The sequence below is a fragment of the Aeromonas sp. R2-1 genome, assembly GCF_040908425.1.
Taxonomy (GTDB): Bacteria; Pseudomonadota; Gammaproteobacteria; order Enterobacterales; family Aeromonadaceae; genus Aeromonas; species Aeromonas caviae.
Genome location: NZ_JBFODR010000044.1, coordinates 62,127 through 88,032 on the forward strand (window position 1 = coordinate 62,127; position 25,906 = coordinate 88,032).

The window sequence follows — 25,906 nt, forward strand, 5'->3', positions numbered from 1 at the left end:
CTAAAAAAACAGCCGGCATCTGCCGGCTGTTTTTTTGACTGGCGGGGTTACACCGTGGCCTTGCTGCGGCTGACCAGCTTGGGCTCCAGGGGCGGGAAGTCATCGTTGAAGAAGGTATCCGCTTCTTCAATTTGTGCCTTGCGCTGCTTCTGGATGAAGTTGTCGAAGTCGCGCTTGATCTCGGGGTCCTTGAGGGCCTCGTAGTCGAACACGTTGGCGGCATAGAGGTAGTTGAAGTAGATGTCGACGAACTCGGCGCTGGCACAGGCGGAGGTGAACTTGCTGTTCTGGCGGTCGAAGTTGACGCGGTACTGCTTGATCTTCGGCACATAGACCAGTTCGTTGCCCACCTTGAACACTTCCACCGTGACCCCCACCGTGATGGTCTTGTAGAAGTCCTTGTTGTTCTCCACCCCGAAGCGGATGGCATCCCCCTGCTTTTGCAGGAACTTGTTGAAGCTGGCCAGCGCCGTGGTGCCCTGGCTCACCACCACGTCCATGATGAAGTTGATGAAGTCGGTGGCGATGCTGAGCCCCTTGATGTGGCGGCTGTAGCTCTGCTGATCGATCTTGCTCGGCCCCATCAGGGGGATCTTGGAGAGGGCCCTGGCCCAGAGATCCGCGTCCGTCTTGTACTGCTCGCCATAGGCTTCGGCGTAACGGTTGATGTAGGCGGTGACCACGGAGGTGATGGCGATGAGGTAGGCCTTCTGCTCCGCCAGCTTGGCCATGACGGCGGGATCGTCCAGCAGCTCGTTGGCCACGATGAACTCCACCAGGCCGTCCTTGTCGGCATAGGGATCAGTGCCCACCGCCCGGACGGTGTCGGGCAGATTGACGTCGTTGAAGAAGGCCTCGGCCTCGGCGAACTGATCATGGTTGCTCAGGCGGTTGGCCGGTGCCTCGCGCACCAGCTGGCAGAGCACCAGCTCGGCCTCGTAGTCGGACTCGCGCCACAGGGGGGCCTGCAACTGGTTGCCGAAGGTCTTCTTGTAGGCGAGGTTGAAGTCAAACAGCACCGAACTGCAGCCGCAATCCATGGCGAAGTCGACGGTGTAGCTCAGCGGCCCGGTGGGCAGGGGCTTGCTCATCTTCCCCTTGGCGCTGAGGTTGGCATAGCACTTGAGGTACTCCCGGCCAAACAGCTCGTAGGCACGGTTGTTGTTGAAGTTGAGCTGGAAAGTACCGGCGCTCTCGCCCCCGTTGAACAACTGTTGCACGTGACTCATCTCTCTATCCTTATGGTGAGATTGGTAGACGGGTTGACCCGGTGCCGAGTGGCTACTTCCGGGCCAGCAACAGCCTAGCGAGGGAGTGGGGGTTTGGTTACTGCGACTAATCCCAGTGGCGGGGGCGGGATCCTGGGCTAGCCCCCTGACGGGGAGTATTTCTTGTTGTGTTTCATTCGGATATGGCTGTCATGGTCCCGTCATCCGGGGCGGGACCTTGAAAAAAATCGGAAAAAGGGAAAGAGAGGGGCAACCCGGGGTCAGGAAAGGCCGGTTTTATCATTTGCCAGGCAAATAGAACCTGCCATTGCATGAATTTTGCAAATACCCTTTGGGGGCCCGCTCACAGGGATGGCACGGGAGGCTTGTCTATCGGGAAGCAGGCTGGCAACATTTGCGTCACATTCACTCATCGGATCAGTTTGCAATGGACCTGCAACGCCTCAAAGCCAACCTCGCCCTGCGTCTGTTCGCCTGGCGCTACATTCCCGTCATTGGTTTTTGTGCCCCCGTCATCGAGCAGATGGACGCCAGGGCGCTGCGCATCCGCATTCCGCTGGGCTGGCGCACCCGCAACCACCTGGGCAGCATGTATTTCGGGGCGCTCGCCACCGGTGCCGATCTGGTGGGAGGGCTCCTGGTCATGGAGAAGGGGCGGGCGCGGCGCAAGAAGGTGCATTTCGCCTTCAAGGATGTGCAGGGGGAGTTTTTGAAGCGCCCGGAGGGGGACGTGCAGTTTGATTGCGCGGCGGGGGAGCTTATCGACGTCATGATCGACGAGTCCCTGGCGAGCGGTCAGCGCATCAACCGCCCCATCCAGGTGGTGGCCACCTGCCCGTCGCGCAACGGCGACGAGGCCATGGCCCGCTTCGTGCTGACCCTCTCCATCAAGGCGAGCTGAAGGCCAGAGGGCGCTTGGCGCCCTTGTTCAAGCCGGGATCAGAGGATCTCGGGACTGATCCCTTCCTTCACCACGGCCTTCATGCTTCATGCCGTTGAAGTTGACCATCCGCTTGGCCACTGTGCTGGGTAGCACTTGCGTGGCAGGGCGTCAGGATCAGAGGATCTCGGGACTGCTCCCTTCCTTCACCACGGCCTTCATGCTTCATGCCGTTGAAGTTGACCATCCGCTCGGCCACTGTGCTGGGAAGCGCTGGCGTGGCAGGGCGTCAGGATCAGAGGATCTCGGGGCTGACGCCTTCTTTCACGACTACCTTCATGCCGTTGAAGTTGACCACCTGCTCGGCGACTATCTTGCAGCGTTTGCGGGTCTCGACCTGACCGTCCACTTCCACCAGGCCCTCGGCGACCAGCGCCTTGGCGGCACCGCCACAATCGGCCCAACCCTGATGCTTGATCAGGTCACACAAGGCAACGAAGGGGTGACCTTCGAGCAGAAACGTCTCCATGGGAAATCCTCTAGCTGGATGAATGGCTGAAACAGCGGGGGCTCATTCTAGGCAGTTAGGCGGGGCAGGGAAAGGGCCCGGGCCGAATTGCCCCGAAAAAGGGGCGAACACAGGCAAAAAAACCAGCCCGACCGGGCTGGTTGTGTCTCTGGGGGCCACTGGCGCTCAAGGGAGTTTCACCACCGCTTCCCCCGTCACGGCGAGGGCGCCGCCCTGGGTGAAGATGCGGGTGGCCAGGGTGGCGATGGGCTTGTCGCTTCGAAGGGCAATCACCTCCACCTCCGCCGTCACCTCGTCCCCCACGAACACCGGCAGTTTGAAGCCGAGGCTCTGGCCCAGGTAGATGCTCCCCTTGCCTGGCAGTTGCTGCCCGAGGAGCCCGGAGAAGAGGCTCGCCAGCAGCATGCCGTGGACGATGGGGCGCTCGAACACCGTCGTGGCGGCGAAGTCCGGGTCCAGGTGCAGGGGATTGAAATCCTCCGAGAGGCCGGCGAAGGCCGCCACCTCGGCCGGGCCGAAGCGCTTGGTCAGGCTGGCTTTCTGGCCCACGGCAAGGGGTTGTGTACTCATGCGGGTTCCTCTTCTTGCTTCCTGACGCCGGCAAACACCGGATTAAGCCGTACCTTGACGTAGTTGCCGGGGGCCGCCTCCAGCCCCTCGGCAGGCTGCCGGGCGGGGACGGGCTCTGCCTCGTCACGGTCTTTGATAAAGCGCATCATCTCGGGCCACCAGGAGCCGCTCTGGTGGGTCGCCCCCGCCAGCCACTGCGCCGGGCTGTCCGCCTCGGCCTCGCTCTGCCAGAAGCCGTATTTATTGGCATCCGGCGGATTGATGATGCCGGCGATGTGCCCGGATTCGGCCAGAATGAAGCGCCGTTCGCCCCCGAACAGCGCCATGCCCTGCCAGGTTCCCTGCCAGAGGGCGATATGATCGTCCACGGCGGACACCAGCAGCACCGGGGTCTTCACCTTGGCGAGATCGATGCGGGTGTGGCGGATCCGAAGTTCCCCCTTCACCAGCTGGTTTTCCAGGTAGAGTCGGCGCAGCAGGCTGTTGTGGGTCTTGCCCGCCACGTTGGTGCTGTCGCTGTTCCAGTGCAGCAGATCGAACGCCACCGGGCTCTGGCCCTTGAGGTAGCTGTCGATGTAGTAGTTCCAGTAGAGGCTGTTCTCCCGCAGCAGACTGAAGGAGACCGCCAGCTGGCGCCCGTCCATGATGCCCCTGGCCTCGTTCTGCGCCTCCAGTGCCGCGATGATGGGCTCGTGGATGAAGATGCCAAGCTCACCGGGCTGGGAGAAGTCCAGCAGGGTGGTGAACAGGGTGGCGCTGCGTACCCGCTGCTTCTGGCGCCGCGCCGCCAGCCAGCCCATGGCGAGTGACAATGCAGTGCCACCGATGCAGTAGCCGATGCCGTGCACCTCTCGCTCGCCGGTGGCCGCCTCCACGGCGTCCAGGGCGGCGATGACCCCGTCCACCACGTAGTCGTCGAGATCGACCTGCCCCTGTGCCACCCCCGGGTTGCGCCAGGAGATCATGAAGACCGTCTGCCCCTGGGCGACCAGCCAGGCCACCAGGGAGTTCTGGGGGCGCATGTCCATGATGTAGTACTTGTTGATGAAGGGGGGCACGACCAGCACCGGGGTCTTGCCCACCGTCGCCGTGGTCGGGCTGTACTGGATGAGCTCAAAGAGCTCGGTGCGCAGCACTACCCGGCCCGGGGTGGTCGCCAGATCCCGGCCGAGCTCGAAGGCGGACTCGTCGGTCAGGCGGATGTTGAGGTGATCGGCGCTGCGCTCCAGATCTTCGGCCAGGAGCGCAAGGCCGCGCACCAGATTCTGGCCGTCGGACTCCAGGGTGAGCTTGAGCAGCTCCGGGTTGGTGGCCAGGAAGTTGCTGGGAGCCATGGCGTTGACGTACTGGCGGGTGAAAAAGCGCAGTCGCTCCCGGCTCTTCTCGGGCACGCCCTCCAGGGTATCCACCGCCGCCAGCAGGTGTCTTGCGGTCAGCAGATAGGATTGCTTGAGGTAGTCATAGAGGGGTTGCTCGCTCCAGGCCTCGGCCTTGAAGCGGCGATCGCTGCGATCCGGGGTGATCACCGGCTCGCTCGGCTGGCCTGCACTCTTGAGCAGGGTGTGCTGCATCAGCTTGAGCTGATCTTGCCACCAGTTCATCTGGGACTGGATCAGCTGCCAGGGCTGCTGGCTGCCCTGCTCCAGCACCTGGCCCAGATCGTCCAGACTGGTCTGCAGCAGGGCCTGGGCGGTGCGCTTTGTCTGGGCTCTGGCCATGGCCAGCAGCTTGTCGTTGTAGTGGGCCAGGGCCTCGAACAGCGGGCCGTAAGATGATTGGCTCATGTGTTCTCCTTCACCCACACCCGGGGCGGGCACTTGCCCGTTCTGTCGAGTCGTGGGGAGATGTGGCTGCCCGCAAGACGGGCAGCCAGGGGTTATCAGGCCTTGCCCGTGCTCTTCTTGATGCCATCTGCGGTCAGGGCATCCAGCTCTTCCTTGAACTGCTGGCCGAGGGCGCTGAGCTTCTGGATGTCATCCAGCATCTGGCGGGAGAGCTGGCTGGCGCTCTCCAGCTGCACGGTGCCGAGGGCCGCCAGGCTCTGGGCATCCTGCACCTTGCCGACGGCCTGCAACTGGTTGAGCCCCAGTTCGGCGTAGGCATTGGCGGACGCCAGTTGCAACCGGGTCAGCTGTTCGATGTTGCTGGCCAGCAGCTGGTTGTAGCGGGTGAGGGGGGCGGCAAAGCCTTGCATCTGCTCGGTAAAGCTCTTGATCACGTCCATATTCATCATGGGTCTCCGGTTCGGCAGAACACTGTTTTTGCGGGTCAATCGACCCTTCTTGCGGGTACAGCACGTCATCCCAGTGTTACGTGTTGTTTGCTCTGTTCAAACACACGTTTGAGCATTCTGCAACCAATCCACCTTTGGTGTAAATGACATAAATGTTAGTTTCTGTTTGAATTTTCCAATCCACCGAGAGAGCCATCCCCGGATTCAGACGAGAGGTGACGCAGGGCAGGGGTCGGGGTCTCGTCCCCCGGGGCCTGCGCTGGTACCCTTGAGCCACACCCTCTTCACAAGGAATCCCCGATGAAACCGTTCGCCCTGCTGCTCGGCTGTGGTGCCCTGACCCTCGCCGGTGTCGCCCAGGCCAGCACGCCGGTCCAGATCTCCCTACCCGGTGTCAACCTGCCCTCGTCCAATCAGGTGGAAGGAGCACGGGCTTCCTTCCTCTACGGCCGCACCGGCCAGGTGAAGGGGATCGATCTGCCGGTGTTCGCCCTCTCCGATGTGGATCAGTTCACCGGCCTGCAGCTTGGTGTGTTCTTTGGCGCGAGCCGGGTGCGCCACCAGTTTGGTGGGGTCGCCATCAACGCCGTCAACTGGCATGAAGGGCAGGATACCGGCCTCAATCTGGGCTTCGTCAACCTGACCAACAATGTGAAGGGGCTCAACTGGGGGGCGGTCAACATCGCCCAGGGCAATGCCCTGGCCAACGTCGGCTTCGTCAACTATGCCGAACGCACCACCTTCCAGCTGGGGTTCGTCAATGCCACCAAGCACCTGGACGGCTTGCAGATTGGCCTGGCCAACTACGCCGAGAACGGCATCTTCCCCATTCTGCCCCTGATCAACTTCAAGAAATCCTTCTAGGGACCAACTTGCCCTTGCTTTAGGAGGGGCAGCCATTACCCTGTGCTCCATCAAGGCTGCACAGAGGTAACAGGGGCATGACAACGGAACACATGGACGCCATCGGCATCGGCTGGGACGTGAGGGGCTGGCAGGGCAATGCCCAGGCGGTGGCGGTGGTGGGTTGGCAGGCCAGGGAGTCCCGTCTGCACTGGCTCGGGATCTCCCCCCTGTTTCGGCTGAGCTCCCGGGTCGCGCCGGATCTGGATGCCCTGCTGCGCCCGGCCCTGCAAGACGAGGTTGCGCTGATGCAGGTACTGGCCTGCCCGCGCCTTGCTCTCGGCATCGATGCGCCCCTGGCCTTTCCCCGCGCCCTCGCCGATCTGCTGGCGGGGCGGGGGAGCGGCTTTCCCGTGCCTCAGCGGGAGATTGACAACCCTTACGCCTACCGGGATTGCGAGCGCTGGCTCCATCAGCACTATGGCAAGAAGCCCCTCTCCGCAACCTTCGACAGGCTCGGCAACAACGCCACCCTGGCCCTCTCCATGCTGCCGCGCCTCGGGGATCTGCAACTGGTGCCAAAACAGGCGAGGGCTGCCGGGCGCGCGGTGCTGGAGGTCTATCCCGCTCTGGCCAAAATGGGGGGCAAAGCCTCTGCGGTGCGGCCCGAGCTGCAACCCCACCTGCCGGTGTCCCTCATCCCTGGAACGGATCCCTATGATGCCGCGCTCTGCGCCCTGATGGCCCTGCAATATGCGGCTGAAGGGGTCGTCACCTCGCTGCCTGCTCTGGTGGACCTGCCGGAGGAGATGGCACCGGACGAAGGCTGGGTCTACCACTTCGCCCGGGATTGAGACGTCCAAGGGCACTGCGCTCCCTCTGATGACTGCTGGCGACTTGCTGTCGCCACTGCGTATGGCTTGCCGTTGCCACGGTGTCAGGCAAGGGGAGGCCGCCTTTGTCCTGTGATCTTCCGACGCCTCCTTGACCCTTGCCGTTGTTGCCTTATTTTGCGACTGCCGACTGCCGACTGCCGACTGCCGACTGCCGACTGGCGCCTTTTCATCGGACCTCATCCTTGATCCCGACTGTTTATGGTTGATTGAAAAACCACCTTGTATGCCATCAGACAAGAGGCGTCCAAATACATTTATCACCCCGCAGCAGCGGGGGAGATGGCTCCAGGGTTGTACAGAAACAGGGTAGCGGCGGTCAAATATGCGGCAGGTTAGGCCTGCAGAAGCATAAATAGGGAGTCAGGGCGTTAATTGCTGGAAGAGCCGTCTCTTCATCCGATATATTGCCTCTTTTCCTCAGGCTTCTTGTGCGGTGGTGTCGATGAAACGCATTCTCTCTATCCAGTCCCACGTGGTGTTTGGCTGTGCCGGCAACAGCGCCGCCGTGTTCCCCATGCGCCGTCTCGGCATGGAGGTGTGGCCCATCAATACGGTGCAGTTCTCCAACCACACCCAGTACGAGGCGGGTTGGCAGGGAATGGCGATGCCGGCGGGCCACATTGCCGCCCTGTGCCAGGGGCTTTGCAATATCGAGGTGCTGGCGCGCTGCGATGCGGTGCTGAGCGGCTATCTGGGCTCGGCGGAGCAGGGGGACGAGATCCTGGCGGTGGTGGCGGCGGTGAAGCGAGCCAATCCGGCGGCCCTCTATTTCTGCGATCCCGTGATGGGGCATCCGGAGAAGGGGTGCATCGTCGCCCCGGGCGTCACCCGTTTTCTCACCGAGCAGGCCCTGCCGGTGGCGGACATCATGGCCCCCAATCTGCTGGAGCTGGAGACCCTGTGCGATGTCCATCTGACAACCCTGGCCCAGACTCGGATCGCCGCACGCCAGTTGCTGGAGAAGGGGGTGAAGATGGTGCTGGTCAAGCATCTGGGTCGCGCCGCCAGCGTCCCCGGCCGCTTCGAGATGCTGCTTGCCACCCCCGAGGGAGACTATCTGATCGCCCGTCCCCTTTACGATTTCGCGCGCCAACCTGTGGGCGTGGGGGATCTCATCAGCGCCTTGATGCTGGCCAACCTGCAGGCGGGATATGAGGGGGTGAGCGCCTTCGAGCGCACCAACGCCGCGGTGGATGCGGTGCTGCGACAGACCTGGGAGGCGAATGCCTACGAACTGCAGCTCATCGCGGCCCAGAGCGCCTTTGCCGAGCCGCAGATTGCCCACAGGGCCGAGCGACTGGCCTGACGCCATTGATCAGCCCGTGACGGGACGAGCTGATCAAGGTTCAGCTTGCGGCGCTGATCGGTGTTGCATCCTGAAAATGTTCGACCCTGGGGAAGGGGTCGTAGAAGTGGTGCAGCAGGGCCTTCCACTCCTGGTACTGGGGGGAGCCCCTGAACCCCCGGGTGTGATCTTCCAGCCGTTCCCACTGCACCAGCAGCAGATAGTGATGGGGATCGTCCAGGGCACGCTGCAACTGGTGGCCCAGGTAGCCGGGCATGGCGCTGATGATGTGCTGGGCCCGGGCGAAGGCCTGCTCGAAGTCAGTGGCATTGCCGGGAATGATCTGCAGATGGGCGACTTCCAATATCATGATGGCTCCTTGCCGATGAGTCTGATTGAACCAAAAACCTATGTACGCCGAGCTTTGGAGGGGGCAAGACCGGCACGCTGTCCGGTCTTGCCAGGCCGTCTGCCTCAGAGCTGCTTGTAGAAGAACTGGGTGGCGGCGAGGGTGCCGTCCCCATTGCGGGCGAAGTCCGGGATCTGGCCGGCCTCCTGATAGCCGAGCTGGCGATAGAGGCTGGAGGCCACGTCGCCGACCCGGGTATCCAGCACCAGCAAGGTACGCCTGGCGTCCCGGGCCCCTTGCTCCATGGCGTTCATCAGGGCGCGACCCACCCCCTTGCCACGGGCCTGGCTGTGGACCATCAGCTTTTCCACTTCGGCCCTGTGGCCCCCGTTGGCCTTGGTGCACAGGGAGAGCTGCAGGGCGCCCACCAGATGGTGCTGATCAAACGCCACCCAGAGCTTGCGCACTCCATCCGCCAGCTCCCCCTCGATGCCTTGCCAGTACGCCAGCCCCTGCTCTTCCTGCAGGGGAGGCAGAAAGCCCACCGAGGCACCGCTGGCCACGCAATCTTGCAGCAGGGCGATCAGCGCCGGTTTGATGCCTCTGGTGCTCTCGACCTCAAGGATCTCCATTGAATGTCCTCATCTTCTCTCTTGGCCCACGTGGGGGATTAACGTCTCGGGCGCGGACTCTCCTGCCGGTGCCATCATCATCCGGTCAGGTGCGCCGTCTCTTAATGGATCAGTCCCTGCGCTGCCAGCCACTGGAACAGCAGGCGGGAGACGGGGGAGACTTCGGCCAGGTGGCGGCTGTCCAGCCAGCGCAGCTCGGCGATCTCCGCCGAGGCGACGGGCGTGCCGTCGGCGTCCCCCGTGTAGCAACGCAGATTGACATTCACCCCTTGCGGCTTGCCGTCCGCCTGGGCGCTGAACTCGCAGGCGAACGCCAGGGTATCGGGTTTCAGGGTGACCGCGAGCTCTTCCTCGATTTCACGAACGAGGGCCGCCTCGTCGCTCTCGCCCGGCTCGCGCTTGCCCCCCGGAATGTAGTAGATGTCCTTGCCGTGGGAGCGGGCGCACAGCAGTTGTCCCTCCTTGAAGGTCAGCCAGGCGAGTTTGTCGATCATGGGCAGATTCCTCTTGTTGCCGCTTGTCAAAGGGGGGCTCGCTGCTCGCACAGGGTGCGATAGGAGCGGGTTTCCCGCATCTCGGGCGCCAGTCCCAGCCGGCTAGCGAGCGCCAGCAACTGCGCGCGGTAGGCGGGCAGGGCGGCCTCGTCGTCAGTCATGATGGCGAGCTCGGCAAAATCACCGACACCTGCCAGGTGATCCACCGTGACGTGGAAGGCCCCCAGAAAATAGATGCTGCGCCGCTTGTCGATGGTCAGTACCGGCTGGTAGCCCAGGGTGCGCACCATGCTGGTCGCCTTGTCCGCATCGGTGATGTTGACCGCCTCGCAGCGATCGGGCCCGGGCCCTTTGACTATCCAGAGCCGGATGCCGCTGGGGGACATGGTGCGGATGATCAGGCTCTTCTCTGCCCGAGCCAGGGCGCCATCTGCCGTGTCGAAGTAGCAGTCCTGCTCATGATTGTCCGCCACCATCACCTCGGGGCCGAGGGCCGTGAGGGTATGCACAAAGGCGGCGCTGTCCGTCAGGCGGTATTTGAACTCCACCTCGAAGCGCCCCTGAAAGTGGGTGGTCATGGCCTTGCGACGGCTCCCGAACGGCAAATGAATAGGGCAGCCTAGCAAAAGTGCCGGGCTCTCCCAAGCATCGGGATCACAGCTTCGCATCGACTGCCGACTTTATGACCAGATGGTGAGGGAAAATCCGCCCTGGTGCACAGCTTGTGGCCTGGTGGCTGGGCGCCGTCCGGGGGCTGTGCTCTAATGAGCTCCCTCTTTGGCGGTATTGCCGCCCTGAACAACGACAACGAGGCGGCGGCCCCGGCCGCGCCAGTGGAGCCACAGATGCAGATCACCTCACAGACCCCCTTTATCGGACTGGGCGTGGCGGGCAACTTCGCCGGTCACCTGGAGCAGGCAGGGGAGGCGGCGGATTTCGTCGCCGTCAAGGTTGACGACAAGGTCGCCCCCAAGGCGCTGTTCCCCTTCTATGTGCCGAACCATCCCGGCCAGCTCGGGGTCTTTCCCCTGAGCGGCGAGGCCATCTTCCTGCCGGAGGCGGCGGTGAGCGGGGACGAAAAGGTGCAGATTGAACCCGAGGTGGCACTGTGGTGCGAGCTGGAGTACACGGGGGAGCAGGTGGTGGCCATCCATCCCAAGGCGTTTGGCGCCTACAACGACTGCTCCATCCGTCGCCCCAATGCCAACAAGATCAGCGAGAAGAAGAACTGGGGTGAAGAGAGCAAGGGGCTGGCCGCGAACCTGCTGCCCCTGACCCACTTTGCCGCCGGATGCGAGCTCGATGACTACCGCATTGCCTGCTATCTGGAGCGGGATGGTGAGCTGCACCCCTACGGGATCGACAGCGCGGCGGTGGATTACAGTTATTTCCACGGTCAGTTGCTGGCGTGGGCCATCGACAAATTCAACCATCAGCAGGACGAAGGCCCGGCCGAGCATATCCAGGGGCTGCTGACCCAGGCGGGGCGCCCGGCCCATGCGCTCATCAGCATCGGTGCCACCCGCTACACCCCCTTTGGCGAGACCCACTTCCTCGCTCCCGGTGACACCGCCTGCGTGGTGGTCTACCCCGCCAGTCGCTACGACGAGCAGGTTATCCAGGAGGCCATCCGAGCCCGCCGCTTCGGGCCGGATGTCTCCGTGCTGCTGCAGGCGGTCAAGACCCGCTAATCCTGTCGTCAGGCCCGCTTCGGCGGGCCTGACTGTTTTTAAGCACAGCGCAGCCCGTTCCCTGTCGGCTTTCTACCCCCTGTTTGCATACCCTCTATACCTACCGCACGCCATGCCAAGCGCATGATGTTCCTCGATCCTGTTCGCGCTCCGCCATCTGCCTCCCGTGCCCTGAACCGTGCACCTCGAAAGCCGATTGCAGTGGCTGGATATAACAGTATGATTTGCCACAAGAAGTCCATTCTGCCTGCAAGGATCCCGAGTATTCATGGTTGAACTCAAGACCCTGGCCCTGTTTCTGGTGACTGCGGTTGCCGAGATCCTGGGCTGCTATCTCCCTTATCTCTGGCTGACCCAGGGCAAGAGCGCCTGGCTGCTGCTGCCCGCGGCCCTGAGCCTGGCCCTGTTCGCCTGGCTGCTCTCATTGCACCCGACCGCCGCTGGCCGCGTCTATGCCGCCTATGGCGGCGTCTACATCTTCGTGGCCATTCTCTGGCTCTGGGCCGTGGATGGCATCAAACCCAGCCTGTGGGATCTGGTGGGGGCCGGGGTGGCCCTGATCGGCATGGCCATCATCATGTTTGCCCCAAGACCCGCCTGATATCGATGCCAAGGGAGATCAGCATGATGACGACAGTGGTGATAAGAGAGTGTGAGGCGCAGGACTTGGCCGGGCTGCTGGCCCTTTATCAGGAACTCAGGCCTCAGGACCCCGTGCTCGACGAGCAAGGGGCCCGCGAGGGATTGGCGGCGATGCTTGATCTGCCCCATACCCGCATCATGGTGGCCCTGGTGGAGGGCCAGCTGGCCTCCAGCTGCCAGCTCGGGGTGATCCCGACCCTCACCAACGGCGGCCGACCCTTCGGCATCATAGAGCATGTGATCACGGGTGCCGCGTTTCGCCGCCAGGGGCTCAGCCATCAGTTGCTGGAGCATACCCTGGCGCTGGCCTGGGAGCTGGATTGCTACAAGGTGATGCTGCTCTCAGGGGAGGAGCGGGAGGCCGCTCATCGCCTCTATGAGGGACTCGGTTTCAAGGCCGGCATCGAGAAAGGGTTTGTTATCAAGGCGCCGCAATAAGTCCCATGGACTGCTGCATCATCAAAGGCGTGGGCTGTTATCCGCAACATATTGAGGTAGCGATGAAAATTGACGCCGCACAAAAGTGCGATCACCCAACCCTTATCACCATCTGGGAGGCCTCGGTGCGCGCCAGCCACCACTTCTTGCAAGAAGCCGACATAGCGGCCCTGAGGCCCTTGATCCTGGAGCACTATTTCGATGCCGTGACGCTGAACTGTGCCAGAGTAGACAATGGCGTGATCGTCGGTTTTATCGGGGTGGCCGAGGGCAATATTGAGATGCTCTTCGTCGACCCCGGCAGGCAGGGGGGCGGAGTGGGCCGTCTGCTGGTAGCCGATGCCATCCACCGTCTGGGGGCGACCCGGGTGGACGTCAACGAGCAAAATGAACCGGCCCTCGGTTTTTATCGCCACCTGGGTTTCGAGGTGGTGGGCCGCTCGGCACTGGACGGGCAGGGCAAACCTTATCCCCTGCTGCATCTGGTCCTGTCTGCCGAGGCTGGCGCATGAAAAAACCGCCCGAGGGCGGTTTTTTGTTGTTCAGGAGGTTTGGCTCGCACCCCCTCACTCCTCGTTGGAGTTGTCCTGATAGTCGCCCCGCTGGGCCTTGGGCAGGCGGCGCATGGGGGCGAAACCGATGTCCTCGCCCACTACTTCCCGCTTGCGGGACTTGTTTTGCGCAGGCTGAGCCGGCTTCTTGGCGCCATCCCCCTTGCCTTTCCCGGCGGCGGGTTTGCCCTTGGCGTTGGCATGGCCACGGGCGCGTGGCGGGTTTTGCACCGGCTTGCTGCCCGGCAGGGTCTGGCGGCTCGGCTTGCCGCTTGGCTCGTACCCTTCCAGGATCTCCACGGTCAGGGATTGGCCGATCAGCGCCTCGATCTCCTTGAGCTGACCCAGCTCGTCCTGGCTCACCAGGGAGATGGCCTCGCCGCCACGCCCGGCACGGCCGGTGCGGCCGATGCGGTGGATGTAATCCTCCGCCATCTGGGGCAGCTCGAAGTTGATCACGTGGGGCAGTTGATCGATGTCGAGGCCGCGAGCGGCGATGTCGGTGGCAACCAGCACCCGCACCTTGCCTTCACGAAAATCCGCCAGCGCCCGGTTGCGGGCCCCCTGGCTCTTGTCACCGTGGATGGCGACCGTATCCAGGCCATCTTTCTGCATTTGCTGGGCGAGCCTGTCGGCAATCTGCTTGGTGCGCACGAACACCAGCACCCGCTGCCAGTTGCCACGGCCAATCATGTGGGAGAGCATCTCCCGGCGGCGCTCCCGATCGACCTGGATGATGCGCTGGCTTACCTGCTCTGCGGCGGTGTTGCTGGGATCCACCTCAATGAGGGTGGGATCCTTGAGCAGATCGTCCGCCAGCGCCTTGATGTCATTGGAGAAGGTGGCAGAGAACAGCAGGGTCTGACGCTCCTCCGGCAGGGCCTTCATGATGCGGCGAATGTCGGTGATGAACCCCATGTCGAGCATTCTGTCCGCTTCATCCAGCACCAGTACCTCGAGGGCGCTCAGGGTCAGGGCGCCCTGGGTCAGCAGATCCAGCAGGCGGCCCGGGGTGGCGACCAGGATGTCAACCCCGAGCTTGATGGCGTCCAGGTTCGGCTTGATGCTGACGCCGCCATAGGCGATCAGGGTACGAAACGGCAGGTGGTGGGCATATTTGATGATGCTCTCGCCCACCTGGGCGGCCAGCTCTCGGGTTGGGGTCAGCACCAGGGCTCGCACCTGGCGGCGACCGCCACGGCCATGGTTGGCCAGCAGCCGATGAAGCATGGGCAGGGTGAAACCGGCCGTCTTGCCCGTGCCTGTCTGGGCGCCGCCCAGCACGTCCTGCCCGGCCAGGATGGCGGGAATGGCTTGCTGCTGGATGGGGGTGGGTTGTTCGTAACCCAGCTCCTTGACGGCCCGCAGGATGTGCGGTGACAGACCCAGTTCATTGAATGACATGTTCGAGGGACACTCCGAGCCTTGGGCTCAACGGGTGACGGCAGCCTTGGTCCGTCACGACATGGAAAATAGGGTGGGCCGCCATCGAGGCTGGGCCTGAGCCCGGCAAAGCGACCGCACAAGAGACAGTGGGCGCGTAATATAGCAGATGCGAGGCGCACGCGCAGCAGCCGTGTCGCGAGCAGGGTTGCCACGGCCATCCCGGCAGGGAAAGGCCAGGGGGCGCTAAGAGGGGCCCCCCTGGCCTCGGCGCACGCCCGTCAGAGCAGTCCCTCGATGGCCTGCACCAGATCCTCCGGCCTGGTCTGGGGGGCGAAGCGGTCCACCACCCGGCCTTCACGGTCAATCAGGAACTTGGTGAAGTTCCACTTGATGGCCTCGCTGCCAAGGAGTCCGGGCTTTTGCTCCTTGAGCCAGCGATAGAGGGGGTGGGCCCCGGCGCCGTTGACCTCGCACTTGGCCATCAGGGGGAAGCTGACCGGGTAGTCGAGCGAGCAGAAGCGGGCGATCTCCTCGGCATCGCCCGGCTCCTGATGGCCGAACTGATCGCAGGGAAAGCCCAGGATCTCGAAGCCTTGGGGGCCGAACTGGCGATAGAGGGCCTCAAGCCCGGTGTATTGGGGGGTAAAACCGCAGCGGCTTGCCACGTTGACCACTAGCACGACACGGCCCTGCAGATCGGCGGTGGACCAAGCCGTGCCATCGAGTCGTTGCAGGGGGATGAGGGGCAGGGGCATGGTTTCTCCTGATGCAAGAGGGGCGACAAGGCGCCCGGGGACAATCCTTGCACGTTAACGGGCCGAGGGCCGGGGAGCAAGGGGGAGGGCGTCTGTTCCCCCCAGACTCCTATTGATGGCGGGACTTCTCAAGAGAAGCAATCCGGTTTGTGCCGATGGTCCGAAGTCGCTACAAAGCGCACTCTCTCCCCTCGCTGCGAGCCTATCTTGGACTATCAAGCCGTCATGGATGCCATCTACACCCGGGGTTGGGTGATAGTGGATGATTTTTTAACCGCCGCCGAGGTGGATGCCCTCAAGGCCTGCCTGCCGGACGAGTGGCGACCGGCGGGGATCGGGCGCGAGACCCTGCATCAGGACAACCGCGATATCCGTCGGGATCAGATCCACTGGCTCGACGCCTCCCTCGGCGCGCCGGTGGCCGACTATCTGGCCCGGATGGAGTCCCTGCGTCTGGCCGCCAATCGCAGCCTGATGCTGGGGCTGTTCGACTACGAGGCCCACTTTGCCCGCTACCGTCAGGGGGACTTCTACGTCACCCATCGCGACGCCTTCGCCGGGCGATCCAACCGCCGGCTCACCTCGGTGTTCTACCTGAACAACGACTGGCAGCCAGAGGCGGGGGGAATATTGCGGGTCTATGACGACAGCGAGCAGTTTCTGATGGATGTCTCCCCCCGGGGCGGGCGGCTGGTGCTCTTCCTGTCTGAAGAGTTTCCCCACGAGGTGCTGCCCGCAAGCCGGGAGCGCTACAGCATTGCCGGCTGGTTTCGGGTCAACGGCAATGGCGCCGGGCGGGTCGATCCCCCCCGCTGAGCGCATTTCATCCTGTTTCTGACACAGGAAGAGACTTTTATCTGCCCGGGCAGGGGGAGGTGCGCCCCATCGGCTGACAAGGCTTCCCCTCCCTTGCTACACTGCCCGCACTTATGTTCGTTTCTGGCTTCGTCCGGTTTTCATGCGGTTGGGTTTGACATGGTGATGACGAAGCCGCTTCTCCCAAGGGATCACATCTAATGAAGAACATGCATGTCTTGCTGCTGTGCGGCGGTGGCGGCTCCGAGCACGAAGTCTCGCTGCGCAGCGCCAATTTCCTCGAAAAACAGCTCGGGCTCCTGCCCGGTATCGAAGTGACCCGGGTCGAGATGTTTGCCGACCGCTGGCTCTCCGCCGACGGTCGCGAGTGCAAGCTGGGGCTGGACAAGCTGCTCTCGTTCGACAGCGTGGCCCGTCCGGTGGACTACGTGGTGCCCTGCATCCACGGCTATCCCGGTGAGACCGGCGATCTGCAATCCTTCCTCGAGCTGGCCGGCCTGCCTTATCTGGGTTGTGACGCCGAGGCGAGCAAGGTGTGCTTCAACAAGATCACCACCAAGCTGTGGCTCACCGCTATCGGCATCCCCAATACCCCCTACCTGTTCCTGACCGAGCAGGACGAGGCGAGCCTGACCGAGGCGAAAGCGGCGCTGGCCAAGTGGGGCAAGGTCTTCATCAAGGCGGCCTCCCAGGGCTCTTCCGTGGGTTGCTACTCCGCCAGCAACGAGGCAGACCTGGTGAAGGGCATTGCCGATGCCTTCGGTTACTCCGAGCAGGTCTTGATCGAAAAAGCGGTCAAGCCCCGCGAGCTGGAAGTGGCGGTCTACCAGTATGGTGACGAGCTGGTGGCCACCTATCCGGGGGAGATCTGCGTACCCCAGGACAAGTTCTACACCTATGAAGAGAAGTACAGCAGCGCCAGTCACACCGAGACCGCGCTCAAGGCCGAGGGGCTGACTCAGGCCCAGGCCGATGCCATCCACGAGTACGCCTTGAAGGCGTTCCGTCAGCTCAAGCTGACCCATCTGTCGCGCATCGACTTCTTCCTGACCGAAGAGGGGGAGATTTTGCTCAACGAGATCAACACCTTCCCGGGCATGACCTCCATCTCCATGTTCCCGAAACTGCTGGAGCACCACGGCCACAGCTTCGCGCACTATCTGGAGCAGATCCTGCGAAAGGCGGTCTGACGTCGCCAGACCCGGTTGCAACGGATGGTGAGTAGGGGCCTCAGGGCCCCTTTTTTCATGGGGGGAAGCGGGCAGAGCGTGGGGAGGGAAGGGGGCAGGGCGCCGCCCGGCAAGCCTTGCCGCCAGGAGGGCGCGCCGTTACAATCAGCCCCCTTTTGTCCCGCCACAGGCACCGTCAGAGCCGCGTTCCATGAAGCCCATCCCCGATCACGCCGTCAACCGCCTGCGCATCTGGCGCAAGAGCGTCTCGACCCGACCCTTTCTTGCCCGTGGCGGCAGCGTACCACGCTGCGATGCCTGCCAGCTGCGCCCCGACTGGTGTGCCTGCGACTGGCGCCCGGCGCTCAAGGCCGAGGCCGGTTTCTGCCTCATGATGTATGACAGCGAGCCCATGAAGCCCTCCAACACCGGGCGCCTCATCGCCGACGTGCTGCCGGACTCCACCTGGGCCTTTCTCTGGTCGCGTACCGAACCCCATCCCGAGCTGCTGGCCCTGCTGGCGGATCCCGCCTGGCAGCCCTACGTGGTCTTTCCCGCCTGCGAGAAAGCGCCCGACCGCCTGACCGGCGAGGTGGTACTGGCCCCCGGCAAGAAGCCGCTGTTCATCCTGCTGGACGGCACCTGGCCCGAGGCGCGCAAGATGTTCAACAAGAGTCCCTATCTGGACGGTTTCCCGGTGCTCGCCATCAAGCCGGATGCGCTCTCTACCTACGGCATGCGCGTCGCCCACAGCGACGAGCACCTGTGCACTGCCGAGGTGGCCGCCTGCGTGCTGGAAGTGGCCGGGGAGCTGCGGGCGGGACAGGCGCTGCAGCTCTGGTTCAATCTCTTTAGCAGCCGCTACATGGCTGGTCGGGTAAGCCGTGCACCCGGCGAGGATGAAGCGCCCCTGCTGGAGGGGCTGGAGGCCATCAAGGGCCAGAGCCGCACTCTGGATTAATCCTCATCAGCAGCCGCTACATGGCTGGCCGGGTAAGCCGTGTGCCCGGTGCGGATGAAGCGCCCCTGCTGGAGGGGCTGGAGGCCATCAAGGGCCAGAGCCGCGCTCTGGATTAATCCTCATCAGCCGCCGCTACATGGCTGGCCGGGTAAGCCGTGCGCCCGGTGCTGATGAAGCGCCCCTGCTGGAGGGGCTGGAGACCATCAAGGGCCAGAACCGCGCTCTGGATTAATCCTCATCAGCAGCCGCTACATGGTTGGCCGGGTGAGCCGTGCACCCGGTGCGGATGAAGCGCCCCTGCTGGAGGAGCTGGAGACCATCAAGGGCCAGAGCCGCGCTCTGGATTAATCCTCATCAGCAGCCGCTACATGGCTGGCCGGGTAAGCCGTGCGCCCGGTGCGGATGAAGCGCCCCTGCTGCAGGGGGTGGCGGTTATCAAAGCACAGGCCTTCTCGCACGCTGATTGATGAAAATAAGGAATTAGTTGGCTGCCATTGTTTCGTTGGCTTCATGAGCCCGCCCTCGCTAGGATAGCGACCTGTTGACTCCTTCAGGCTCCGGGTCATGCCGGGCGCCGCCAATCACACGAGGTCTATGGATGGAACTGGAACTGCTCACCCTGGTCGCCCTGTTCGGGGTGGCCCTCATCGCCGGCTTTATCGATGCCATCGCCGGGGGCGGAGGGCTCTTGACGGTGCCGGCCCTGCTGGCCACCGGCATGCCGCCAGCCCTGGTGCTTGGCACCAACAAGTTGCAGAGCAGTTTCGGTTCCTTCTCCGCCACCTGGTTCTATGCTCGCAAGGGGCTCCTTGAGTGGGCCATCATCTGGCCGGCGGTCATCTGCACCTTCATCGGGGCGGCCATCGGCACCCTGGCGGTGCAGACCATCGATGCCGCCATCCTGGAGCGGCTGCTCCCCTTCCTGCTGATGGCGTTTGCCTGCTACTTCTACTTCTCCCCCAGGGTGAGCGATGCGGAGAGCCAGCGCCGCCTCACCCCCATGGCGTTCGCCCTGCTGGTGGGCGGGGGTGTGGGCTTTTATGACGGCTTCTTCGGGCCGGGCACGGGGTCGTTTTTTGCCATCGGTTTCGTGGCCCTGGCGGGCTTTGGCATGGCGCGGGCCACTGCCCACACCAAGCTGCTCAACTTCACCTCCAACATCGCTTCCCTGCTCTTCTTCACCCTGGGGGGCAAGGTGGTGTGGAGCGTGGGGCTGTGCATGGCGCTGGGGCAGTTCATCGGGGCGCGCATGGGCTCCAAGCTGGTGCTCAAAAAAGGGGTGAAGCTCATCAAGCCGCTGCTGGTGACCGTCTCCCTGGTGATGTCCGCCAAGCTGGTGTGGAGCCAGTACCCCGAGCTCTTTGCCTGGCTGGGCTGAGCCGGTACCCCCCATGACGAGGGCCCGATAGCAGATCGGGCCCTCTTGCGTTTCAGCCCAGTGCCGTCAGTTGCCGGAAATGGGCTTGCAGCGCCTGCACCAGGCGGGCAATGCGATCGCGCTTGAGGCTGTTTGGCCGATAGACCAGGTGGAGCGGGCGGCCCAGTCCCGGCAGGGGGCGTGCCTGTGTCCCCTGCTCACCCACCAGCGCCAGCAGGCCGGCGGGCAGGAGCACGGGGCCAATGCCTGCCTTGGCCAGCTCGATCAGCGCCAGGTAGGAATCGAGCTCCATGGCGGGGATAAGCCCGAGGGCGGCCAGGGGCTCGCGCAGATAGCGGTTGGAGGGGTTCTCCAGATCCATGGTCAGGATCTTGCGCACCTTGCCCTGCATCCCCTGACTCACGTCGCCTTCAGCCAGTTGCTTGCTGGTCACAGTTTCTTGCAAGGCGCCCTGGTGATCCGGCTGCGCCGCCTCATCCAGAGCCTCCCCCACCAGATAGAAGGGCTCCTCCAGCAGCCGTTCGGCACACAGCCCATGGCCCGGCGGCAGGCGACCGGCGCAGATCCCGAGCAGGGCATCCCCGCCGCGCACCCGGGCCAGAATGACCGGGGTGTGGTGGGTAGAGAGGGCAATGTGGGGATCCCGTTCAAGGTAGGCGTGCATGAAGCGGGCGAGGTAGCCCGCCAGCAGGGTTTCGGAGCAGGCGATGGACAGAGGGGTCTGATCCGTGAGGATCTGGCTGTCCGCCAGCACCCCCTTCATTTCGGCGAGGCTCGGGGCTACCCGGGCGAGCAGCTCACGGGCCTGGGGAGTGAGGCGGATATGACGGCCATCCGGCTCGATGAGCTTCTTGCCAAGGCGCTGCTCCAGCTGGGCGATGCGCTTGCTGACCGCCGACTGACTGATATAGAGGCGGCTTGCAACCTTGGCCATGGTGCCCTCGCTTGCCAGCAGACAGAGTGTCTCCAGCCCTTCCAGTAACATGCGTCCTCCCTCTTCGTGTGTTGGACGCGGTTACCTTAGGGGCTGGTGGCATCAGGGGCAAGTACCGTTTGCGGCCCTTGATAGCGGCCAGCGCCACGCCTTGACGGGGGGCGCGAAGATCACCAGGTTGCCGATAAGGCTCACCACCACGCCGACGATGGAGACCGTCTGCCAGACAAAGCCTTCATAGAAGGTGGAGAGTGTGAGGGCCACCAGGGGGAAGAGCACGGTGGCGTAGGCCGCCTTGCTGGCACCGATGCGCCCCACCAGAGTGAGGTAGGCGGTGAAGGCGATGACGGAGCCGAAGATGGCCAGATAGACCATGGCGGCGAGGTAGCGCGGGTCGGTGGGCAGGGTGAGTGACTGACCGAGTACCGTGACCCAGCCCAGCAGCAGCGCCACGCCGTAGACCATGCCCCAGGGTACCATCTGTAATACGTGATAGCCCTGGCGCTGTCCCCGGGCGGAGACCAGGTTGCCCAGGGAGAAGCAGAGGGTGCCGGCGCAGGCAAAGAGCAAGCCCTTCCAGCCGTTTGCACCCAGTTGCGCATCCGCCAGCACCGGCCAGAAGAGCAGCAGGGTGCCAAGCAGCCCCAGCAACGATCCTTGCAGCCAGCGCAGGCCCGGTCGTTTACCCTCGAACAGCCAGAGATTGAGGCCGTTGAAGATGCTGGCGCTGGCGAAAATCACCGCCGACAGGCCGCTCGGGATATAGAGGGTGGCGTGGTAGAAACAGAGGAAGTTGGTGGAAAAGAGCAACGCGCCGAGCAGGGCAGCATAACGCTGGCCCGCCCAGGGCAGGCGCGGAAACTTGCCGCTCACCGTGAGCAGGGCGAACAGGGCCAGGGCCGCCAGGGCGAAACGATAGAGCACCGAGACCTCGATGGGGATGGGGCCGAGCTGCCAGGCGATGGCAATCCAGGTGCTGCCCCAGATGAGGACGGTGGAAACATAGAGCATCAGATTCATGGTGTGATCCCATCAAGAGAAGATGATGTGATCAGCATGAACCGTGAGGCGGGGTGCCGGCTTGCACCATCTTGCGGTTTTTTCAACGGAGGCGCAGCCTTTGACCATGAGGCGCGATAAGATGGCGACAGGAAAGGGGCGGCAAGTGCCAGAGAGGGACGCAAGCGTGCAGCATGCCATGCAGCAGACAAGACAGGCAGGGGTCTTTGATGCCCTGGTGAGCACCGGTGCCAGGCTGGAGGACTCCTGCTGGCTGGAGCCCGGACTCGGGGTGGCGAGCTGGTGCAACCGCTACGATCAGACCCGCTACCACAAGCCGGGCAACCACACCATCAGCGTCTACCTGCAGGGGGGCGAGCAGACCGAGCGGCTGGACGGCCCCGGTGGCCATGGCGGTGCCGGCAAGGTGTGCATCATGCCGGATCACCACAGGTCCGAATGGCTGGTGCGCGAGGAGTTTCGCTTTTTCCACCTCTACTTCACCCCCGCCCACTTCACCCGTATCGCCGAGCAGGCGTGCGACAAGGAGGGGCGTCATCTGCAACTGGAAGACAAGACCTTCATCGACGATCCCCAGGCGGCGGCCCTGGTGCAGGGGCAATTGATGAAGCTCGACTGGCAGCACGGCATCGATCGCATGGCCCTCTCCCACGGTGCCTGGATGCTGATGTTGCACGCCTATCGCCATCACACCCGCGAGGCCCCGGCGCTGCCGGAGGTGCGCGGCGGCCTGGCCCCGGCCGTGGTGCGCCGGGTGCAGGAGTATCTGCAGGCTCACCTGGCCGAGCCGATCACCCTGGGAGAGCTCGCCCGGGAGGCGGGTCTGAGCGAATACCACTTCGCCCGGATGTTCGGGCAGAGCCTGGGCTGTCCGCCTCACCGCTACCTGCTCGGGCTGCGGCTCAAGCGGGCCAAGCAGTTGCTGGCGGGAAGCGAGCCTCTGGCCAGCATCGCCGCCCAGTGCGGCTTCTCCTCCCAGGCCCATTTTGGTAACCGTTTTCGGGAGGCGTTCGGCCTGAGCCCGGGCCAGTGGCGGGCCCAGTTGTCATTCTCCTGTCACAGATAACCCTGAGACTCTGGGCAAAAGAGGTGTACCCTCTGTCCCTTGTCCATTGAAAGGAATGCCCATTGAATCATCGCAAACGTCAGACCCGTACTCGCCATCTCTGGTTCAACCACTGGAATGCCCCCCTCTATCGCGCCACCCAGCCGACGCCGCCCGAACCGCTCGTTCCTCACAGTTCCCGCTGAAAACGCCGTAACCCGATAGGATTTTTCCGGCAACTTTGCCACTATTGCGCCATCAGGATGGACTGGATATGGCCGCATGTTTCTGGAACGCATTGAAGTCAAAGGTTTTCGCGGAATAAATCGCCTCTCCCTCGGGCTGGACAACACCACTGTGCTCATCGGCGAAAACGCCTGGGGCAAATCCAGCCTGCTGCGGGCCCTCTGGTGCCTGCTGGGGGATGCCGAGCCCTATCAATTTGGTCAGGATGATTTTCACCGGCCCGAAGATCCCGAGCTCGAACCCTCGCGCACGCTGCAACTGGTGCTCACCTTCAGCGAGTATCGTCCCCAGATGTGCCAGCACTCCCGCCGTCTGGCCCGCCTCGGGGCGGCCTGGATCCCCCACAAGGACAAGTTCCACCGGGTGCATTATCGTGCCAGTGCCGAGTTGCAGGACGATGGCAGCGTGCTCACCACCCACGACTTTCTCGACGGCATCGGCAAGAGCCTGGCCATCGACAACAATGAGGCGCTGGTGCGTCTGCTCATCACCATGAACCCGGTGTTCAGGCTGCGGGATGCCCGTACCGCCCGGGAGGGCATCGAGCGGCTGCCCTGGGGGGATCTGTGCGAGCAGCGGCTGGACGAGCTGGCCGGCAAGCTCACCGACGAGCCCCAGCGCATCGGCGAGCCTGAACTCAAGGAGGCGCTGCAGGCGGTGCAGCAGTTGATGGAGCATTACTTCAGTGCCCTGGCGCCCATCAAGCACAAGCCGCGCAGCCAGCGGGATATCGTCAATCGCCCCATGACCCTGCGCAATCCCGGCAACCTGCAGGTGCTGCTGCGCAATGCGGATAACCGGGCGCTGCAACTGGCCATGGCGGGCATGGCGGCCATGCTGCTCCACGCCCGGGGCAACCGGGAGCTGGAGGAGGGGGCCAGACCCATATTGATGCTGGAAGACCCAGAGAGCCGCCTGCATCCCACCATGCTGGCCCTGGCCTGGGGTCTGCTGGAGCAGTTGCCCGGCCAGAAGCTGCTCACCACCAACTCGGGGGACCTGCTCTCCTCCTTGCCCCTCAATCAGGTGCGCCGTCTGGTGCGCCGCCAGCAGGACATCCTCTGCCATCAGTTGGGAGGGGAGCGCTACAGCAGCGACGATCTGCGCAAGATTGCCTTCCATGTGCGCATCAACAGGCCCATGTCGATGTTTGCCCGCTGCTGGCTGCTGGTGGAAGGGGAGACCGAGATCTGGCTGCTCTCGGAGCTGGCCCAGATCTGCGGCTACAGCCTGCGGGCGGAGGGGGTGCGCATCATCGAGTTCGCCCAGTGCGGCCAGGCCCCCCTCATCAAGGTGGCCCGGGACTTTGGCATAGAGTGGCACCTGCTCACCGACGGTGACGAGGCCGGTGCCAAGTATGCGAGCTCCGCCCGCTCCCTGCTCAAGGGGGAGCGCGAGCGGGATCGGCTGACCCAGTTGCCGGCGGCAGACATAGAGCACTACCTCTACCAGAACGGGTTCGAGGGGGTGTTCCGGCGCGAGGCGGGGGTCGGGGGGCGCTCCACCCTCAACGCCGGGCGCATCATCGCCAAGGCGATCCACCATCGCAGCAAGCCAGGCATGGCCCTGGCGGTGGTGGAGGAGGCGGAGCGCCTCGGCAGCGAGCACATTCCCCCTGTGCTCAAGCAGATGTTTGCCCGGGTGGTCGCCCTTGCCCGGGGACAAAGCTGACCGGCGACGTTGGGAAGACGGGGGGAGTTTGGATATACTCCCTGCCTCTTGTCCTTCCTTACCCTGTGACGGGTGCACCCGCACCCGGACTGCTGCCGGAGACCCTATGTTCGTCCAACTTCCTTTTTGGCTCTTTCCCCTGACCGGTCTGATGGCCCTGGGGGCCCTGATCGCCGTGGGGCTCGTCCTGTGGCGCGGGGATCTCTGCCCGGGCCAGCGCTCGCGGATCACTACCCAGCTCTTCTCGGTCTGGGTGATCACCGGGCTCTCTCTGATGCTGGCGGTGGAGGCCAAGGTTGCGGGCTGGCTCATCTGGAGCGGGGGGGCCGCCCTGGTGCTCGGTATCGTGCTCTCCCTGGTCCAGTCTCGCCTGGAGGGCAAGCGCGCCATCCCCGCCACCCTGCTGTGGTTGCCCGCCATGCCGCTCGCCCTCTACGGACTGGGTCTGATGCAGATCCAGGGCTGGCTCGGCGGCCTGCTGCAGATGGTGCTGCTGGGGTCGGCCTTTGCCCACCTGATGCTGCTGCGTGCCCGCCACCGCCTGCAAGCCTTCAATCTGCTGCTGCCCCTGGCGGGGCTGGTCTCCGCCATCCTGAGTCTTATCTGGCTGGCGGTGCTGGTGGGTTGGCAGGGGAGCAGCGCAGGGCTCGACCCGCTGATCCCTGCAGTCTTGACCCAGGCCGGCCTGCTGGTCGCAGCCCTGCTGCTCTGGTTCAGCCCCATCTACCGTCAGCAGGAGACGGCCCCCGTGGTGGTCTCCGTGACCCTGTGCGGCCTCATCATCGCCCAGATTGCGGCGACCAGCGTGTTGCACCAGCTGGCCTGATCCCGGCGCATCCTCCCGCCCGCACCTTGTTGTGCGGGCTTTTTTTATGGCAAAGAGGGGCAAGTCGGGGGGCGCGCGGGGAGGGGCCTGAGGGGCGAGAGATCGCTAGCTGCCTGAAAAAACTGCGATTTGTTGCAAAAGAGCGCAGTATGTGACGGTTTAATCCCCGAATAAACTTTTTTTAGGATATTTACTTGCAATCTCAGCGTTGGCGCCTATTATGGGCGACCTCGGACGCGGGGTGGAGCAGCTCGGTAGCTCGTCGGGCTCATAACCCGAAGGTCGTCGGTTCAAATCCGGCCCCCGCAACCAACTATTTGTATCCATGGCAAGCGCATAGCGCTGCGGTGGAGACGAAGACAGCAAGAAGCAACTGCTCTGCTTTTTGTGGTGGCAATACAATTCGGACGCGGGGTGGAGCAGCTCGGTAGCTCGTC

The 25,906-nt window shown here is 63.7% G+C and carries 29 protein-coding genes, 1 tRNA gene and 1 pseudogene; 18 read left to right on the plus strand and 13 right to left on the minus strand.

Annotated elements, in window-relative coordinates:
* Window positions 1-47: 47 nt before the first annotated feature.
* Window positions 48-1,229: a hypothetical protein gene (locus tag AB5Y80_RS16685; RefSeq protein WP_042863940.1), complete on the minus strand. Its 1,182-nt coding sequence runs from the start codon at window positions 1,227-1,229 to the stop codon at window positions 48-50.
* A 427-nt stretch (window positions 1,230-1,656) separates the two neighbouring features.
* On the opposite strand from AB5Y80_RS16685, the gene AB5Y80_RS16690 reads away from it, so the two are divergent.
* On the plus strand, window positions 1,657-2,130 hold the full coding sequence (locus AB5Y80_RS16690; protein WP_323880730.1) for a DUF4442 domain-containing protein: 474 nt from the start codon (window positions 1,657-1,659) through the stop codon (window positions 2,128-2,130).
* A gap of 274 nt (window positions 2,131-2,404) precedes the next feature.
* Here the strand turns inward: AB5Y80_RS16690 and ybcJ are convergent, their stop codons facing one another.
* The 4 genes from ybcJ to AB5Y80_RS16710 form a co-directional block, all read right to left on the minus strand.
* Window positions 2,405-2,638 (minus strand): ribosome-associated protein YbcJ, encoded by a 234-nt coding sequence (ybcJ, locus tag AB5Y80_RS16695; protein ID WP_010674882.1) that lies wholly within the window; start codon window positions 2,636-2,638, stop codon window positions 2,405-2,407.
* A gap of 165 nt (window positions 2,639-2,803) precedes the next feature.
* Entirely contained in the window at window positions 2,804-3,208 is a 405-nt protein-coding gene (locus tag AB5Y80_RS16700) for a MaoC family dehydratase (RefSeq protein ID WP_104452975.1), read from the minus strand.
* The gene (locus AB5Y80_RS16705) at window positions 3,205-4,992 is read right to left on the minus strand and encodes a class I poly(R)-hydroxyalkanoic acid synthase (RefSeq protein WP_368173223.1); all 1,788 of its coding nucleotides are present in this window, start codon (window positions 4,990-4,992) and stop codon (window positions 3,205-3,207) included. The genes AB5Y80_RS16700 and AB5Y80_RS16705 overlap by 4 nt, the downstream gene beginning before the upstream one ends.
* A gap of 95 nt (window positions 4,993-5,087) precedes the next feature.
* Window positions 5,088-5,438 (minus strand): phasin family protein, encoded by a 351-nt coding sequence (locus tag AB5Y80_RS16710; RefSeq protein ID WP_039040883.1) that lies wholly within the window; start codon window positions 5,436-5,438, stop codon window positions 5,088-5,090.
* Window positions 5,439-5,741: 303 nt separating this feature from the next.
* Between AB5Y80_RS16710 and AB5Y80_RS16715 the strand changes: the two genes are divergently transcribed.
* From AB5Y80_RS16715 to pdxY, 3 genes are all read left to right on the plus strand, one after another.
* Complete coding sequence (locus AB5Y80_RS16715; protein ID WP_010674879.1) at window positions 5,742-6,305, plus strand: hypothetical protein; 564 nt, start codon at window positions 5,742-5,744, stop codon at window positions 6,303-6,305.
* Window positions 6,306-6,382: 77 nt separating this feature from the next.
* Window positions 6,383-7,138 carry a DUF429 domain-containing protein gene (locus AB5Y80_RS16720; RefSeq protein ID WP_277855925.1) on the plus strand — a complete coding sequence of 252 codons (756 nt, stop codon included), beginning with the start codon at window positions 6,383-6,385 and terminating at the stop codon, window positions 7,136-7,138.
* A 484-nt stretch (window positions 7,139-7,622) separates the two neighbouring features.
* On the plus strand, window positions 7,623-8,486 hold the full coding sequence (gene pdxY, locus AB5Y80_RS16725; protein WP_266136494.1) for a pyridoxal kinase PdxY: 864 nt from the start codon (window positions 7,623-7,625) through the stop codon (window positions 8,484-8,486).
* 40 nt (window positions 8,487-8,526) lie between these two features.
* Here pdxY and AB5Y80_RS16730 read toward each other — a convergent pair whose 3' ends face one another.
* From AB5Y80_RS16730 to AB5Y80_RS16745, 4 genes are all read right to left on the minus strand, one after another.
* A complete protein-coding gene (locus AB5Y80_RS16730; RefSeq protein WP_128345259.1) occupies window positions 8,527-8,835 on the minus strand; it encodes an antibiotic biosynthesis monooxygenase in 309 nt (102 codons plus the stop codon).
* 104 nt (window positions 8,836-8,939) lie between these two features.
* Complete coding sequence (locus AB5Y80_RS16735) at window positions 8,940-9,446, minus strand: GNAT family N-acetyltransferase (RefSeq protein WP_010674875.1); 507 nt, start codon at window positions 9,444-9,446, stop codon at window positions 8,940-8,942.
* A 101-nt stretch (window positions 9,447-9,547) separates the two neighbouring features.
* Complete coding sequence (locus AB5Y80_RS16740; RefSeq protein ID WP_039038593.1) at window positions 9,548-9,940, minus strand: NUDIX domain-containing protein; 393 nt, start codon at window positions 9,938-9,940, stop codon at window positions 9,548-9,550.
* Window positions 9,941-9,966: 26 nt separating this feature from the next.
* Window positions 9,967-10,518: a class IV adenylate cyclase gene (locus AB5Y80_RS16745; RefSeq protein WP_048207795.1), complete on the minus strand. Its 552-nt coding sequence runs from the start codon at window positions 10,516-10,518 to the stop codon at window positions 9,967-9,969.
* Window positions 10,519-10,785: 267 nt separating this feature from the next.
* Here AB5Y80_RS16745 and AB5Y80_RS16750 point away from each other — a divergent pair, with 267 nt between their 5' ends.
* From AB5Y80_RS16750 to AB5Y80_RS16765, 4 genes are all read left to right on the plus strand, one after another.
* Window positions 10,786-11,631, plus strand: a complete 846-nt coding sequence (locus AB5Y80_RS16750; protein WP_323944851.1) for a DUF5718 family protein — start codon at window positions 10,786-10,788, stop codon at window positions 11,629-11,631.
* A 268-nt stretch (window positions 11,632-11,899) separates the two neighbouring features.
* Window positions 11,900-12,232: a YnfA family protein gene (locus AB5Y80_RS16755; RefSeq protein WP_041211490.1), complete on the plus strand. Its 333-nt coding sequence runs from the start codon at window positions 11,900-11,902 to the stop codon at window positions 12,230-12,232.
* 23 nt (window positions 12,233-12,255) lie between these two features.
* On the plus strand, window positions 12,256-12,711 hold the full coding sequence (locus tag AB5Y80_RS16760) for a GNAT family N-acetyltransferase (RefSeq protein ID WP_223302554.1): 456 nt from the start codon (window positions 12,256-12,258) through the stop codon (window positions 12,709-12,711).
* Window positions 12,712-12,773: 62 nt separating this feature from the next.
* The gene (locus AB5Y80_RS16765; RefSeq protein ID WP_368173224.1) at window positions 12,774-13,223 is read left to right on the plus strand and encodes an acetyltransferase; all 450 of its coding nucleotides are present in this window, start codon (window positions 12,774-12,776) and stop codon (window positions 13,221-13,223) included.
* Window positions 13,224-13,277: 54 nt separating this feature from the next.
* On the opposite strand, the gene AB5Y80_RS16770 is transcribed toward AB5Y80_RS16765, so the two are convergent.
* Complete coding sequence (locus AB5Y80_RS16770) at window positions 13,278-14,666, minus strand: DEAD/DEAH box helicase (protein WP_010674869.1); 1,389 nt, start codon at window positions 14,664-14,666, stop codon at window positions 13,278-13,280.
* Window positions 14,667-14,926: 260 nt separating this feature from the next.
* Window positions 14,927-15,403: a glutathione peroxidase gene (locus tag AB5Y80_RS16775; RefSeq protein WP_039038588.1), complete on the minus strand. Its 477-nt coding sequence runs from the start codon at window positions 15,401-15,403 to the stop codon at window positions 14,927-14,929.
* A gap of 207 nt (window positions 15,404-15,610) precedes the next feature.
* Between AB5Y80_RS16775 and AB5Y80_RS16780 the strand changes: the two genes are divergently transcribed.
* The 5 genes and pseudogenes from AB5Y80_RS16780 (at window position 15,611) to AB5Y80_RS16800 (ending at window position 19,727) form a co-directional block, all read left to right on the plus strand.
* On the plus strand, window positions 15,611-16,219 hold the full coding sequence (locus AB5Y80_RS16780; protein ID WP_029314582.1) for a 2OG-Fe(II) oxygenase: 609 nt from the start codon (window positions 15,611-15,613) through the stop codon (window positions 16,217-16,219).
* Between the two features lie 200 nt (window positions 16,220-16,419).
* On the plus strand, window positions 16,420-17,409 hold the full coding sequence (locus tag AB5Y80_RS16785) for a D-alanine--D-alanine ligase (RefSeq protein ID WP_041211487.1): 990 nt from the start codon (window positions 16,420-16,422) through the stop codon (window positions 17,407-17,409).
* A gap of 190 nt (window positions 17,410-17,599) precedes the next feature.
* Window positions 17,600-18,349, plus strand: coding sequence for a tRNA-uridine aminocarboxypropyltransferase (locus AB5Y80_RS16790; RefSeq protein WP_368173225.1), 750 nt, complete (start codon window positions 17,600-17,602; stop codon window positions 18,347-18,349).
* Window positions 18,350-18,351: 2 nt separating this feature from the next.
* Window positions 18,352-18,465 (plus strand): annotated as a pseudogene (locus tag AB5Y80_RS16795) (DTW domain-containing protein); the annotation flags it as partial.
* Between the two features lie 482 nt (window positions 18,466-18,947).
* Window positions 18,948-19,727 (plus strand): TSUP family transporter, encoded by a 780-nt coding sequence (locus AB5Y80_RS16800; RefSeq protein WP_010674863.1) that lies wholly within the window; start codon window positions 18,948-18,950, stop codon window positions 19,725-19,727.
* A gap of 52 nt (window positions 19,728-19,779) precedes the next feature.
* On the opposite strand, the gene AB5Y80_RS16805 is transcribed toward AB5Y80_RS16800, so the two are convergent.
* Both AB5Y80_RS16805 and AB5Y80_RS16810 read right to left on the minus strand, forming a co-directional pair.
* Window positions 19,780-20,712: a LysR family transcriptional regulator gene (locus AB5Y80_RS16805; protein WP_069651321.1), complete on the minus strand. Its 933-nt coding sequence runs from the start codon at window positions 20,710-20,712 to the stop codon at window positions 19,780-19,782.
* Between the two features lie 51 nt (window positions 20,713-20,763).
* Window positions 20,764-21,681: a DMT family transporter gene (locus AB5Y80_RS16810; protein WP_041215090.1), complete on the minus strand. Its 918-nt coding sequence runs from the start codon at window positions 21,679-21,681 to the stop codon at window positions 20,764-20,766.
* Between the two features lie 178 nt (window positions 21,682-21,859).
* Between AB5Y80_RS16810 and AB5Y80_RS16815 the strand changes: the two genes are divergently transcribed.
* The 5 genes from AB5Y80_RS16815 (at window position 21,860) to AB5Y80_RS16835 (ending at window position 25,781) form a co-directional block, all read left to right on the plus strand.
* On the plus strand, window positions 21,860-22,747 hold the full coding sequence (locus AB5Y80_RS16815) for a helix-turn-helix domain-containing protein (protein ID WP_048208720.1): 888 nt from the start codon (window positions 21,860-21,862) through the stop codon (window positions 22,745-22,747).
* 62 nt (window positions 22,748-22,809) lie between these two features.
* Window positions 22,810-22,932, plus strand: a complete 123-nt coding sequence (locus AB5Y80_RS16820; protein WP_256094327.1) for a hypothetical protein — start codon at window positions 22,810-22,812, stop codon at window positions 22,930-22,932.
* 76 nt (window positions 22,933-23,008) lie between these two features.
* Window positions 23,009-24,643: an ATP-dependent endonuclease gene (locus AB5Y80_RS16825; protein WP_039038583.1), complete on the plus strand. Its 1,635-nt coding sequence runs from the start codon at window positions 23,009-23,011 to the stop codon at window positions 24,641-24,643.
* Between the two features lie 106 nt (window positions 24,644-24,749).
* Window positions 24,750-25,469 (plus strand): hypothetical protein, encoded by a 720-nt coding sequence (locus tag AB5Y80_RS16830; protein ID WP_216944293.1) that lies wholly within the window; start codon window positions 24,750-24,752, stop codon window positions 25,467-25,469.
* 235 nt (window positions 25,470-25,704) lie between these two features.
* Window positions 25,705-25,781 (plus strand) — tRNA-Met (locus tag AB5Y80_RS16835).
* The last annotated feature ends 125 nt before the right edge of the window (window positions 25,782-25,906 follow it).